This is a genomic window from Granulicatella sp. 20925_1_28 (assembly GCF_041433575.1).
Classification (GTDB): domain Bacteria; phylum Bacillota; class Bacilli; order Lactobacillales; family Aerococcaceae; genus Granulicatella.
Genome location: NZ_JAPWBS010000002.1, coordinates 187,197 through 201,726, shown reverse-complemented (window position 1 = coordinate 201,726; position 14,530 = coordinate 187,197). Strand labels below are relative to the sequence as shown.

The following is a 14,530-nucleotide window of genomic DNA, read 5'->3' as shown; positions in this document are numbered from 1 at the left end:
AAAACGAACGAAAATAAATTTAATGAACTAAAATGTACGTGTTTATATTGTAAAATAAAAATAGTTCTAGTATACTTAAGTCGTCAAATAAACCAATAAAAAGGAGTTATCATTCCAATGGATAAGTTTTTTAAACTGAAAGAGAACGGCACGAACGTTTCAACGGAGTTTTTGGCTGGGTTAACGACATTCTTCGCGATGTCATACATCATTTTTGTCAATCCGAACATTCTTAGTAAAACAGGGATGCCATTCCAAGCAGTCTTCTTATCAACGATTATTGCAACAGTTGTCAGCACATTAGTGATGGGTCTTTTCGCAAACGTTCCTTACGCATTAGCACCAGGGATGGGGTTAAACGCGTTCTTTACATTTACAGTTGTATTCGGCCTTGGATTCACTTGGCAAGAAGCATTAGCAATGGTATTCATTTGTGGTTTATTCAATATTTTTATTACTGTAACAAAAGTTCGGAAGATGATTATTAAAGCCATTCCGGTCAGTATGCAACATGCTATCGGGGGCGGGATTGGAATTTTCATCGCATATATCGGTTTAAAAAATGCTAACCTATTAGAATTCCTTTCTGATTCAAAAACGATCACTCAAGTCAATGGTGCTGCGTATAATGTAGCTACAGAAGCGTACAAAGGCGGCGTGTTCAGCGTGAATTCAAATGGTGGAATCGTTCCATCTCTTGTAAACTTCACATCTCCAGGAGCCCTTCTTGCAGTGATTGGTTTAGTCATTACTGTAGTCTTATTATTGAAAAAAGTTCGTGGAGCTATCTTGCTTGGGATTGTTTTAACAACACTTTTAGCGATTCCAATGGGGATTGTCGATTTATCAAAAGTAAGCTTTGAAAGTAACTCTCTTGGAGCAGCGTTCAACGACTTAGGCACAACATTCTTGGCCGCTTTTGGTTCAGAAGGAATCGTGAAACTCTTCTCTGACCCAGCGCGCTTACCATTAGTGTTCATGACGATTTTCGCATTTAGCTTATCGGATACATTTGACACTCTTGGAACATTTATCGGTACAGGTCGTAAAACAGGAATCTTCTCTGAAGAAGATGAACGTCAACTTGAAAACGGATCTGGTTTCTCTTCTAAAATGGACAAAGCCTTATTCGCAGATGCCATCGGGACTTCAATCGGGGCGATTTTCGGTACTTCGAACACTACAACCTATGTTGAAAGTGCAGCCGGAATCGGTGCAGGTGGACGTACTGGTTTAACAGCAGTCGTAACAGCAGGTCTCTTCCTATTATCAACATTATTAGCACCATTCGTCGGAATCGTTCCTGCAGAAGCGACAGCACCAGCGTTAATCATTGTTGGGGTGATGATGCTTTCTTCATTCGCAGATGTGAAATGGGACGAATTGGACGAAGCCATTCCAGCGTTCTTTGCCGGCATCTTCATGGCGCTTTGCTACAGTATCTCTTACGGGATTGCAGCAGGATTCATCTTCTACTGCTTAGTGAAAGTGATTACTGGTAAAGCAAAAGACATTCACCCAATTTTATGGGTCGCTACAGGATTATTCATCCTTAACTTCATTATCTTAGCTCTTCTATAAGAGTAAACATCAGCTGATAGTGAACACACTTATTTAAACTTTAGCCGTAATAGGGCACCTAGGTATTTTTGCTTAGGTGCTTTTCCTTTTATTTCATGATAGGATAGAGGAGACAGAAAGGGAGTTGACTATGACAGAACAAACAACTGAAATCACTGCTTACGAGCGTTCCGTAGCGCTTGTGAAGGCAGAACTTACTCAATATAAACCAAAACAAATCGATACGGTATTAGGTCTCTTACAAGATGGGAATACAGTACCGTTTATTGCACGTTATCGTAAAGACCAAACCGGTTCGTTAGATGAGGTGCAAATCCGTGAAATCGAAGAGCGCCAACGTTATTTGGAAAATTTCGAAAAACGAAAAGAAGAAATTAGCCGTCTCATTTACGAACAAGGCAAACTGACGCCAGAGATTACGGCTGCATTAAGCAAGGCGACAACTTTAACGGCATTAGAAGATATTTATCGTCCGTATAAACAAAAACGTCGCACGAAGGCAACGATTGCTAAAGAAGCAGGACTAGAACCGTTTGCGTTATGGTTACTCATGACGACGAAGGATTCTGTAGAGGAAAAAGCAGCCACATTTATTAATGAAGAAAAAGCGATTCTAACGGTCGAAGATGCGATTAACGGCGCTGTAGAAATTATCGCTGAATGGATTTCTGATGAAGCAAAATACCGTAAACAATTGCGTCAATTTACGCAAAAGAACGGTATCGTGAAGTCTGTTGTGAAGAAAGAAGAGCTCGACGAGAAGAAAGTCTACGAAATGTACTATGACTACGAGGAGCCAGTGAAATCCATCGTTCCTCACCGCGTGCTTGCCTTAAACCGTGCAGAAAAAGAAGACGTTGTACGTGTGACGATTGAAGTCGACGTGACGAACCCTCTTACAAAGATTAAAGAAGAGAAAATCAAAAATCCGTCTTCACCATCTGCACCGATTGTCGAAGGCGCGATTGAAGAAAGCTACAAGCGATTCATCGGACCAGCGATTGAACGCGAAATCCGTAATGAATTAAGTGAAAAGGCGCAAACACAAGCGATTGCGATTTTTGGGGAAAACTTGAAGAACTTATTATTACAAGCGCCAATGAAAGGCCAAGTCATCTTAGGTCTAGACCCTGCGTACCGTACAGGATGTAAATTAGCGGTAATCGATGAAACGGGAAAAGTGCTTGGTAAGTCTGTGATTTACCCTCACGTAGGAGCTTCAGAAGCCAAACGCGCTCAAGCAGGCGGACAATTCCGTCGCATCGTGGAACAATACGGAGTGACACTTGTGGCGATTGGAAACGGAACGGCTAGCCGTGAGTCTGAACAATTCGTGGCGGAACAATTACGACAAATCCCTCGTAAGGTTGTTTATACTATCGTCAGCGAAGCAGGGGCCTCTGTGTATTCTGCCAGCGATATCGCTCGTCAAGAATTTCCAGATTACCAAGTCGAAGAACGTTCTGCAGTCAGCATCGCTCGTCGTTTGCAAGACCCACTTGCAGAACTTGTAAAAATCGATCCAAAAGCAGTTGGGGTTGGACAATATCAACACGATGTGCCAGAAAAACAATTAGATGAGCAGTTAGACTTTGTTGTTGAAACAGCCGTAAACAAGGTTGGGGTAAACGTGAATACGGCGAGTGCCGCTCTCTTAGAGCACATTGCTGGATTAACGAAAACAACAGCAGCCAACGTAGTCACTTTCCGTGACGAAAACGGTAAATTCACAAACCGTACGCAATTGAAGAAAGTACCTCGCTTAGGGCCAAAAGCTTACGAGCAAGCCGTTGGGTTCTTACGAATTATCGATGGAACGAATCCATTTGACGGCACTGACATTCACCCAGAGTCTTATGATGTTGCTAAAGCCATTTTGAAAAAAGCCAATGCTGAAAAATTAGCGCTTGGTTCGCCAGAGTTGGAAGAAGCTCTTAAAGGATTGAATACGAAAGAGTTGAAAGAAGAATTTGGTATCGGACAAGAAACGCTGGAATTAGTGCTGGATGGATTGTTGAAACCAGGACGTGACCCACGTGAAGAAGTCGCAGGACCAATCTTACGTAGCGATGTCTTGAAGATGGAAGATTTACAAGTGGGAATGGAACTAGAAGGAACCGTTCGTAACGTTGTGGACTTCGGCGCATTCGTGGATATCGGTGTGAAACAAGACGGCCTTGTGCATATTTCGAAATTGAAAAAAGGCTTCGTAAAACATCCAAGTGATGTCGTTGCAGTTGGGGATATCGTAACGGTTTGGGTGACGGAGCTTGATCTTAAGAAAGGTCGTGTCGGCCTCTCTATGATTGGACCGGAAAATAAATAAAAATAGTTAGACGCTATTACTGCGTTCTGCAGGAATTCATTATAGTAGCGACAATAGCTGTACCGGTGTGAGCCTTGCGTCTCATCACCTATCGAGCCTCAAAGTGACTCTACGGATGACTCCTAGAGTCCCTTATTCGCATCAGTTACATTCGCTATTATCGCTACTATAAATTCCGTGCAGAACTCCGTAATAGCTTTTTTGTGCGCTGCTTTTGCTAGATGAAATGTAGCATTCTCTTTTAGTTACGTGCACACAAAAAACTACTAACTAAGTGGAAAGTAGAAAATAAGTGGCTGCATAAAGATGATTCCGCAAAGACTAACGGATTCTATAATCACAGTAACGTGATACGCATTAAAACGAATTAGGAGGTGTAGGAATTCATTCCGTACACCTCCTTTGAGGCTTTAAAGGTGAGAGACGGTACGGCTCGAACCGGTGCAACGTTACAGTGATTATGAAGACATCCGTTAGGAAAGGCGGAATCATTTCTTTTATAAAGAGCACCACAGCGAACTCTAAATTTTCAGTAAATTCCACTTGCATTAGTGGTATTTTTTTGTGGATGCAAGTATACTAAAAGAGTATATGCTTTGAGCATGGAATATAGAAAGGGGAGTGTGAGATGACTCAAAATCCTGCTTTAGTTCAGTTGACAGAAAATGCCAACCAAATTTATCAACTCATTTCAAAACAAAAAACACATCTTTGCTTGGCAAAATGCCCAGCATTCGAAGAAATTATCGATACACAATTATTCGGTTTATCGAAACAAGTGGATTTCGCAGTTTCACTTGGATTAATTCACGCGAACGAAGGCCATAAAATTATGGCTGATTTAGAATACGCATTAAACGACATGTATACGCAAGTGTACGAAGAGTCGCGCCAAAATTAGAGGAGGCTTGACGTGTTAAACTTTCATGAAAAAATGAAGCACCTTCTCAATGTGGACCCGCTCATTATGGGGTTGTATTCGGTACTTTCAATTTTCGGACTCGTCATGATTTATAGTGCAAGTAGTTATTACGCTCTTGCCAATCAAGGAAACTCAGAAGCGTTCATGGTGAAGCAGTTTGTCTTTATCGTCATCGGAATTGTGATGGCGCTAGGGATTTCTGTTCTTCCTGAGAAATTCTTGAAGAATCAAAAAGTCATGATGGGAGTCGCAGGAGTTATCTTTATCCTGCTAGTGATTGTATTATTTACAACCGGTGTAAACGGTGCGAAGAGTTGGATTAACTTGAAACTCTTTAGCTTACAACCATCCGAATTAGTAAAACTATTTGTGATTTGGACATCGGCTTATATTTATAGTAAGAACGAACGTAGTAAACGCGATTGGAGATTTTATCTCATTCCTGCTGGAATTACAGCTTTCTTCATCGGAATGGTCATGCTTCAACCGGACTTAGGAACGTCCATTATTATTGCTGGAGTTGCCGTTCTACTCGGCCTTATGACCGGTGTATCGAACCGCGCACTAGCGATTTGGGGCGTAGTCTTTGCTGGACTATATGGCCTCACTTATTTAGACGCTTCGATTTTTGAGAAATTCGGATTAAAGGCGTACCAATTAAGCCGTTTTACATCGTTCCATAATCCATGGAGTGATCCAGCAGGTGCTGGTTATCAATCAATTCAAGGGTATCTTGGTTTATCAAGAGGTAGTTGGATTGGAACAGGATTATCGAATTCTGTTCAAAAAACGGGGTTCCTACCAGAAGCCCATACCGACTTTATTTTAGCGATTGTCGGAGAAGAGTTAGGATTTGTTACAATCTTTATTCTCCTTCTTGCGATTTTTGGCTTAATCATCGCGATTATCCATAAAGGAAATAAATGTCGTAATCTTTTTGGAAAATATTTATGTTATGGTGTGGCGATTTTATTCTTGATTCAATCAGGCATTAATATCGGAGCACTCGTTGGGGTAGCGCCTTTAACAGGGGTGCCATTACCGCTGATCAGTTACGGTGGGTCGAGCTTCTTTGCTTCCAGTGCCGGAATTGGTTTAGTACTATGGGCCATCCGACGTGATAAAGAAAGTCGCGAACAAACGCCGCCACCAACAAGAGAAGGTCTTCCAGAAGAGGAAGAAGAAAAAATTATCGAATTAAAAGCTATGTAGAAGGGAGAAACAATGGAGCAACAAGAAAGACAAGCACTCGTTGTTTGGTTGTATACATTGAAACCAATTAAACAGTTGAAGAAGTTTGGGAATATTCACTATATTTCAAAACGCTTAAAATACATCTATTTATATGTTGCTAAAGATGAAGCCGAAAGCGTAATGGAACGCTTATCGACATTCCACTTCGTTCGTAAAGTGGAGCCATCGTTGCGACAAGAACTTCGTATGGATTTCACGCAGATTCTTCCTGAATTACGTGAGGAAATCGAAAAAGAAAAAGCAGAGAAAAAAGCTGCAGAACTATAATCAAAAAGAAGCCGTGCCCTTCTAGGAGGACACGGCTTTTCATTTTATAATTATAATAGGAAGAATCCAAATATTATAGATAGAATTCCAAGAAGTGCGGCTACCTCTAAAAAGAGGACTGTCGATGATGCGGTAAAGAGGGTGTGCTTCTTGTGCTCCTTATTAGGAGTGAAGCTCTTCAGGAAAAGGGTGAAGAAGTCGGTGCGACTTAAATAGGCAAAAAGGCCCAGCATTAAACAGACAAGTGCGCACATAAAAAGAGCGTTACTGAGGGCTAGAAGACTAAAGCCGCTAGTTAAAGTTACATACAATGCGCATAATAATAGTAGGATTCCTGAGATGAGTCCTATTTTTTTGTAGTCGAATGACATAAGCTTCCTCCTTTTCATGTCGTTCTTTCCACTGTATCAGAACTTTTGGCAATGCGCAATGGCTAGCCTGAAACTAATTAGTTGAAACTTTAATTCTTTAGATAGTATGATGAAACAGAATTAAGATATCGATGGAGGTGCAGAGTTGAAAAACTATTTAAAATATATCGGGAAACGTGTTTTCTACATGTTCCTAACGTTATTCCTGATTGCTACGATTACATTCTTTCTAATGAAACTATTACCTGGGTCTCCATATGCCAATGAAGAACAGTTAACACAGGCACAACTAGAAATTATGAATGCCAAGTACGGCCTCGATAAGCCTGTATTTGTTCAATATTTGATTTACATTACGGGGTTATTCCGTTTAGACTTTGGACAATCGTTCCAATATAACTCAACAGTCGCAAACTTGATTTTCTCGCGTGTAGGGCCAAGTTTCCAATTAGGGTTCCAAGCCTTAATCTTCGGGACCATTGTTGGGTCGCTACTCGGGATGATTGCGGCCATGAAGCAAAATACATGGGTAGATACACTTGCAACATTTTTTGCGATTATTGGGCGTTCGGTTCCAAGTTTCGTGTTTGCCGTAGTGCTTCAATTAGTCTTTGGGGTGATTTTCCCAATTCTACCAATTGCGCTATGGAATCAAGGGTTTGTTTCTTCGATTCTTCCAACAATGGCGCTGGCGATTTCTCCAATTGCTGATTCTGCGCGTTTTGTAAGAACGGAAATGGTAGAAGTATTGCATTCGGACTATATTGAATTGGCGCGTGCAAAGGGCTTAAGCCGCTTCGAAGTCGCGTTCAAGCATGGATTTAGAAATGCGATTATTCCGCTTGTGACCATTCTTGGGCCAATGCTTGTTGGGCTTATGACAGGGTCGATGGTAATCGAAAACATCTTCGCGATTCCTGGGATTGGGGAACAGTTTGTCAAATCGATTTTAACGAATGACTACCCAACGATTATGGGGGTAACAATGCTTTATTCTGCATTGCTCGTATTTGTGATTTTAATTGTAGACTTGCTATACGGATGGATTGATCCTCGTATTCGTATTACTGATGAAGGAGGGGAAGCGTAATGGCAGAATTAACAGAAAAAGAGTTATTCCAACGTGTGGATTTAACGCATAGTGCTGACCGTGAAAAAATCGCTGCACCTTCTCTAAACTTCTTACAAGATTCATGGAGACGATTGACGAAAAATAAAGGAGCTTTAGTATCGCTCTTTATTATTCTAGTGATTGTATTACTAGCGGTCTTAGCACCGGTCATTGCACCATTTGATCCACTAGAACAAAACACTGAATTTGCGAACTTACCAGCGCGTATTCCAGGTCTCTTCAACGGATACCGTAACGGCGTCGATGTGTATGCGCAACAAGGAGTTCCAGAAGGCGTAAACTTCTTCTTTGGAACGGATAACCTTGGCCGTGACTTATTCTCACGTGTGCTTTACGGAACACAAACATCGCTCATTATCGCTTTTGTGGCAGCGTTGTTTGATATTACGATTGGTGTGACTTACGGAATTATTTCTGGATGGTTCGGGGGACGTGTGGATACCGTGATGCAACGTTTCTTAGAAATCATCTCAGCGATTCCAAACTTAATCATTCTTGTATTGATGTTACTTGTGTTAAAACCAGGTCTCGTGTCGATTATTATCGCGATTGGATTTACTAGCTGGGTAACAATGGCGCGTGTCGTTCGTGCGCAAACCTTGAAACAAAAGAATTTAGAATACATCTTAGCATCTCGTGCGCTAGGGCAGAATTTCTGGAAGATTGCTTTTAAACACTTATTGCCAAATATGGCAGGTTTAATCATCATTCAGACAATGTTCTCTATCCCATCAGCGATTTTCTTTGAAGCCTTCTTAAGCTTCCTTGGAATCGGTATTCCAAGTCCGGATGCGTCTCTTGGAGCCCTTATTAATGGGGGGTATAAAACTTTCCGTTTATATCCTCACTTGATGTGGTTCCCTTCAGGAGTGCTCTGTGTTCTAATGATTAGCTTTAACTTATTGGCAGACGGTTTACGAGATGCCTTTGACCCGAAAATGAAAGACTAGGAGGATTCGAATGAGCGAAACTATTTTATCGATTGAAAACTTACGAATCCACTTCGAAACATTTGCGGGAGAAGTACAGGCGATTCGTGGAGTGAATCTGAAGTTAGAAAAAGGCGAAACACTTGCTCTTGTCGGTGAGTCCGGTTCAGGAAAAAGTGTGACTGCCAAAAGTGTCATGAAACTATTATCGAATAATGCGGTCGTTAAAGAGGGGGCTATCATTTTTAAAGGTGAAAATATCCTCGAAAAGAGCGAACGTGATATGCAATCGATTCGTGGGAAGAAAATCGCCATGATTTTCCAAGACCCAATGACGTCACTCGACCCTACGATGAAGATTGGAAAACAAATTACAGAAGTAATTATAAAGCACGAGAAAGCCTCAAAAGAAGAAGCCGATAAACGTGCTGAAGAATTACTAGAGCTTGTAGGTATTCCAAATGCCAAAGAGCGTATGAAACAATATCCTCACCAATTCTCTGGTGGGCAACGTCAACGGATTGTCATCGCTATTGCCTTAGCATGTAATCCAGATTTGCTGATTGCTGATGAACCGACAACAGCGCTTGACGTAACGATTCAAGCACAAATTTTAGAGCTTTTAAAAGAACTGCAACAACAATTCCAAATGGCGATTATCTTTATCACGCATGACCTTGGTGTGGTGGCCAATGTCGCAGACCGTGTAGCCGTCATGTATGCCGGAAAAGTCGTTGAAGTAGGAACAGCGGATGAAGTATTTTACAATCCGCAACATCCATATACTTGGGGATTGCTTCGTTCAATGCCAACATTGCATACAGGAGATACGCTCTATGCGATTCCTGGAAGTCCCCCAGACTTACTCGACCCACCAGTCGGAGATGCCTTTGCGCTTCGTAGTGATGTGGCGCTCGAGATTGACCGTGTGAAGGAACCGCCGATGTTTGAAGTGAGTCCGACACACTTTGCAGCAACATGGCTCTTGGATCCGCGTGCTCCAAAAGTACCTGTTCCAGAAGAAATCGTAAGAAGACGAAACCTCTTCTTTACAGAAGGAGGACAGGCGCATGACTAATACAGAAGACAGAAAAAAACTAGTTGAAGTAAAACACTTAAAACAGTATTTTGGTTCGAAGAAAAACGTGGTAAAAGCCATCGATGATATTTCCTTTGAGATTTATGAAGGCGAAACATTCGGTCTCGTTGGAGAATCTGGTTCTGGAAAATCAACGACTGGACGTGCCTTGCTTCGTTTATATAAACCAACTGAAGGCGAAATTCTCTTCGAAGGAAAAGATATTGCGAATTTGAAAAAAGGGAAAGAATTGCTCGAGTTTCGTAAAGAAGCGCAAATGATTTTCCAAGATCCGTATGCATCACTTGATGGTCGTATGAAAGTACGTGATATTATCGCAGAAGGCATTGATATTCATGACCTTGCGAAAACAGCAGAAGAACGCGATGCCATGGTGGATGAACTACTTGAAACAGTAGGATTGAATAAAGAACATGCCAACCGTTATCCGCATGAATTCTCAGGCGGTCAACGTCAACGGATTGGGATTGCGCGTGCTTTAGCCGTGAATCCAAAATTCATCGTCTGTGATGAAGCTATTTCAGCGCTAGACGTATCGATTCAAGCGCAAATCGTGAACTTACTCAAGAGATTACAAAAAGAAATCGGGCTAACGTATTTATTTATCGCCCATGACTTATCTATGGTGAAATACATTAGCGACCGTATCGCAGTGATGTATCGTGGTCGTATTGTGGAGTTAGGTTCTGCGGACTGCGTGTATAATAACCCGCAGCATCTGTATACGAAGAGCCTGCTGTCGGCTATTCCGCTTCCAGATCCGCGCGAAGAAAAGAATCGCAAACGTTTGGTGTATAAAGGGGAAGAGTTTAGCGAAGAAGCAAGTCTACAAGAGGTGGAACCTGGGCATTTTGTTCTTCGTTAAGTAATAAGAAATCGCTAAGAAAATCGTACTTTTTATTGAAGGTATAGACATTTTCACAAGAATTCTGTAAAATAACAGTACTATCCATTTAGAGGATAGCCCGCACATGGTTGCGGAGAAGAGGATCTGCCCGAAATGGTGCAGTACCGAATATAGAACCTTAATGAGAAGGGAGAGAGAGTTATGTCAAATCAAGAAGTTTTTGATAAAGTAGCTCAACTAATTGCGAACCGCTTTAGCGTTGACGTAGAAACAGTAACGGAAGGCATGACATTCCAACAAGACTTAGGTGCAGATTCACTAGATGTTGTGGAATTAGTTATGGAATTAGAAGACGAATTTGGTGTTCAAATTTCTGACGAAGATGCAGAAAACATTACAACAATTGGAGACGCAGTTAATTATATTGCAGCTCATCAATAAGAAAATGGGAAAGCCGGAAGTAAAAACTTCCGGCTTTTTTTGTGTTTCTGCTAGAAATGTTGATAGTATGGAGATGTTAAGAAATAAGAAGAATCAATTGTCCTTTGATTATAGACAGATGTCGTGTAATGTGCTCGGAACGCGATGATGAAGCGAATTTCATGATTAAGAATAAATGATATTTTGGTAAAAATATGGTGAGAAAACGAAATAAAGGTTGCAGTAAGATGGGAATGGGAGTATTATTTAAGTTATTCTAATATCATTCCAATTTGGAGGGAAACACATGAACAAAAAAGTAATTGCTGGTTTATTAGGTGCTGCTTCTTTAGTAACATTAGCTGCATGTAATAACAACAAAGCGAATAACGCAGGTGGGGAATCTGCTGCGAAAACATCAGAACGTAAATTCCCAACTGAAGTAACAAATGAAGGGACAGTCGTAAAAGGCGGTACAATTAACTACGCGATTGTATCAGATTCACCATTTAAAGGGTTAATCAACCCAATACTATCAGTAGACAATTCCGATGGTCAATTAGAAGACTTTGCATATGCATCCTTATTCGAATACGATGAAAACCAACGCATCAAAAAAGATGGCGGTATGATGGAATTCACTTTAGATAGAGAAAAGAAAACTGTAACATTAAAATTACGTTCTAAAGACTACAAATGGTCAGATGGACAACCTTTAACAATTGATGACTATATTTTCACTTATGAATTCATCGGTAATAAGGACTATAACGGTGTTCGTTACGATGAAAATGCTGCAAACATCGTTGGTATGGAAGAATTCCATGAAGGAAAAGCAGATAAAATCTCAGGTCTAGAAAAAGTAGATGATCAAACAGTTGTCATTCACTTGAAAGAAGTATATCCAGCTTTAGAATTAGGTGGAAATGCGATTATGGCTAATATCATGCCAAAACATGTTTTCAAAGGTATGACTTATGATCAGGCTGTAGCTTCAGATGCGGCTCGTACTAAAGTGGTTGGTAACGGACCATTCATCGTGGACAAAGTTGTTCCAGGAGAATCTGTAACATTTAAGAAAAACCCTTACTACTATAAAGGCGAACCAAAAGTCGATGGCTTAAAAGCGGATATTGTATCTCAAGATTCAATCGTTCAAGAAATAAAAGCCGGTAAATATGACTTTGCTTCAATGCCTGCAGATCAATATGATACTTATAAAAATTTATCAAATATCACATTACTCGGTAACATCACAAACAATATTTCTTACATTGGTTTTAACATGGGTCACTTTGACAAAGAAAAAGGTGAACACGTATTCGAACCTGGTAAGAAGATGAGTGATCCTGCTTTACGTAAAGCAATTGCGTATGCATTAGATAATGAACAAGTAGCTAACGAAACTTACCAAGGGTTACGTATCGCTGCTAATACATTATTAACGCCATTCTTTGGTCAAATCTATGCGGATAAATCAGAAGTCCCAGGATTCACATACAACCCAGAAGAATCTAAGAAAATCTTAGCAGACGCTGGTTATAAAGATACTGATGGCGATGGTTATGTAGAAGACAAAGAAGGTAAACCATTAACAATCACATTATTAGCTCCAGTTGGTAGCCAAACAGATGAAGCTGTTTATCAACAATACATCGAATGGTGGAAAAATGTTGGTCTACGCGTAGAGTTATTAAACGGTCGTTCATTAGAATTTAACTCATATGCTGAAAAATTAACAACATATTCGAATGACTTCGATATGTGGTTAGGTGGATTCGTAATTGGTTACAACCCTGACCCAGATGGATTATACGGACCAATCGCTCGTTTCAACTTCTCACACTATGTGAATGATGAACACACTAAATTAATTAGTGAAATTGCTTCAGAAGCTTCATTCGACCCAGCTAAACGTGTTGAATTATTCAAACAATGGCAAAAATTCGTATTCGAAAATCCATTCCAAGTTCCACGTTTCAACACTTACTCATTAACAGCAGTAAACAAACGTGTGAAACACGTAAATATTGCTCAAGGTAAAGATACTGGATGGGAACAAGTAGAATTACTATCTGAAACTGGTGAAGCTGCTAAATAATTGAATTTCATTCAATCTAAGGTCTCGCAAATGCGAGGCCTTTTTTGTGTTATCTATAATTTTATTTCTATAAATATTATCGTAAGTAATTATTACAAAATAAAATCAGTCGAAAATTTATTCTGGACTTTTATTATAAACGTAGTAAAATATACTTGTTAAAGTAGTAACAAATTTATTTATTTATTATATTTTCTTCAGGTGTGATTAGTGTGGATAGGGGTTGGTTTGTATCGAGAGATGAAAGCGCTTTAATAATTTTGATTAAAAGAATAATAAATGACAATTCAAATGTTAGTTAATTGATTTAGTATTATTTCAATCCCTTCAGAGCAAGAAGTTTATAGTTGCACAAAAAAATTCTTAGAAGAAAGGTGATGGAGCAAGATGGACAAAATGAAATCTCTAAAAATTAATATTGAACAATTTTCATATACTCCATCTAATCCTATATTTTTAAAAAATAAGATTGAGATTGGGTTAGGTGAGATTGTTGGAATAGTAGCACCTAATGGGTATGGAAAAAGTACCCTAATGGATATCATAGCTGGAAATATTGTTTCTCCAAATTGTGAGATTCAGTATAGTGGGTTAAATGCGGGAATGAATATCAAGTATAAGGCTATTGTAACCAAAATGTTAGAGCCGATGGATTTATATGAACAATTAACTGGTCGTGATCATATGGAGCTATTTGCATCCAGTTGGGGGAAGAAGGAAAAAGATATCATTCGAATTGAAGAACTACTCGGAATGAGTAGTTATATCAAGAAGAAGGTAAGTGTATATTCCTTGGGAATGAGACAAAAGTTATGTTTAGCTTTATGTTTGATTAGTGGTGCGGAAGTGTACTTGTTTGATGAAGTTCTCAACGGTTTAGATCAAGAAAATGTAAAAAAGGTTGAATCTGTTATTTTTGATTTAAAGAATAACGGGAATATTGTGCTTTTAGCTTCCCATTTATTAGAAAATCTCGATGAATGCTATGACCGCGTACTTTTCTTGAAAGATGGTAAATTAATCGATGTAAGAGCAGTTGATCTCAACCGTAATAAGAAATTGGTAGTAAAATTTATTGATGAGTTACATTTGAAACGTTATAAGAATCCGTATCCAGTAGAGTTGTTAGCAGACAATAAAATTGTTTTTTCTCCTCAAAATAATAGTGAAATAAAGATAATTTTGGATGGATTATTGGAAGAAAACTCTGGAGTCACTTCAATATCGTTGGGAAGAGAAAAAATCAGTATGATTTATAGAAGCCTGTACGGTTAGGGGTGG

Annotated in this window: 12 protein-coding genes; all 12 read left to right on the top strand. The window is 39.7% G+C overall.

Annotated features, from left to right (window positions below; genetic code table 11):
• Nucleotides 1–117: 117 nt before the first annotated feature.
• The 12 genes from O3793_RS02505 to O3793_RS02450 all read left to right on the top strand — a co-directional run bounded on the left by O3793_RS02505 (nucleotide 118) and on the right by O3793_RS02450 (nucleotide 14,524).
• Entirely contained in the window at nucleotides 118–1,581 is a 1,464-nt protein-coding gene (locus O3793_RS02505) for an NCS2 family permease (RefSeq protein WP_371445364.1), read from the top strand.
• Nucleotides 1,582–1,711: 130 nt separating this feature from the next.
• Nucleotides 1,712–3,907 (top strand): Tex family protein, encoded by a 2,196-nt coding sequence (locus tag O3793_RS02500; RefSeq protein WP_371445362.1) that lies wholly within the window; start codon nucleotides 1,712–1,714, stop codon nucleotides 3,905–3,907.
• A gap of 628 nt (nucleotides 3,908–4,535) precedes the next feature.
• Nucleotides 4,536–4,808: a DUF1507 family protein gene (locus tag O3793_RS02495; RefSeq protein ID WP_048784348.1), complete on the top strand. Its 273-nt coding sequence runs from the start codon at nucleotides 4,536–4,538 to the stop codon at nucleotides 4,806–4,808.
• A 12-nt stretch (nucleotides 4,809–4,820) separates the two neighbouring features.
• A complete protein-coding gene (locus O3793_RS02490; RefSeq protein ID WP_371445360.1) occupies nucleotides 4,821–6,041 on the top strand; it encodes an FtsW/RodA/SpoVE family cell cycle protein in 1,221 nt (406 codons plus the stop codon).
• Between the two features lie 12 nt (nucleotides 6,042–6,053).
• Complete coding sequence (locus O3793_RS02485; RefSeq protein WP_048712297.1) at nucleotides 6,054–6,350, top strand: YlbG family protein; 297 nt, start codon at nucleotides 6,054–6,056, stop codon at nucleotides 6,348–6,350.
• A 516-nt stretch (nucleotides 6,351–6,866) separates the two neighbouring features.
• Complete coding sequence (gene opp3b, locus O3793_RS02480; RefSeq protein WP_371445358.1) at nucleotides 6,867–7,811, top strand: oligopeptide ABC transporter permease; 945 nt, start codon at nucleotides 6,867–6,869, stop codon at nucleotides 7,809–7,811.
• Entirely contained in the window at nucleotides 7,811–8,803 is a 993-nt protein-coding gene (gene opp3C, locus O3793_RS02475) for an oligopeptide ABC transporter permease (protein WP_371445356.1), read from the top strand. Before opp3b ends, opp3C begins: the two co-directional genes overlap by 1 nt.
• 10 nt (nucleotides 8,804–8,813) lie before the next feature.
• Entirely contained in the window at nucleotides 8,814–9,860 is a 1,047-nt protein-coding gene (locus tag O3793_RS02470; RefSeq protein WP_371445354.1) for an ABC transporter ATP-binding protein, read from the top strand.
• A complete protein-coding gene (locus tag O3793_RS02465) occupies nucleotides 9,853–10,746 on the top strand; it encodes an ABC transporter ATP-binding protein (protein WP_371445352.1) in 894 nt (297 codons plus the stop codon). Before O3793_RS02470 ends, O3793_RS02465 begins: the two co-directional genes overlap by 8 nt.
• A 183-nt stretch (nucleotides 10,747–10,929) precedes the next feature.
• A complete protein-coding gene (gene acpP / locus O3793_RS02460; RefSeq protein WP_048712281.1) occupies nucleotides 10,930–11,169 on the top strand; it encodes an acyl carrier protein in 240 nt (79 codons plus the stop codon).
• Nucleotides 11,170–11,455: 286 nt separating this feature from the next.
• On the top strand, nucleotides 11,456–13,249 hold the full coding sequence (locus tag O3793_RS02455; RefSeq protein ID WP_371445350.1) for an oligopeptide ABC transporter substrate-binding protein: 1,794 nt from the start codon (nucleotides 11,456–11,458) through the stop codon (nucleotides 13,247–13,249).
• Between the two features lie 387 nt (nucleotides 13,250–13,636).
• The gene (locus O3793_RS02450; RefSeq protein ID WP_371445348.1) at nucleotides 13,637–14,524 is read left to right on the top strand and encodes an ATP-binding cassette domain-containing protein; all 888 of its coding nucleotides are present in this window, start codon (nucleotides 13,637–13,639) and stop codon (nucleotides 14,522–14,524) included.
• Nucleotides 14,525–14,530 lie beyond the last annotated feature (6 nt).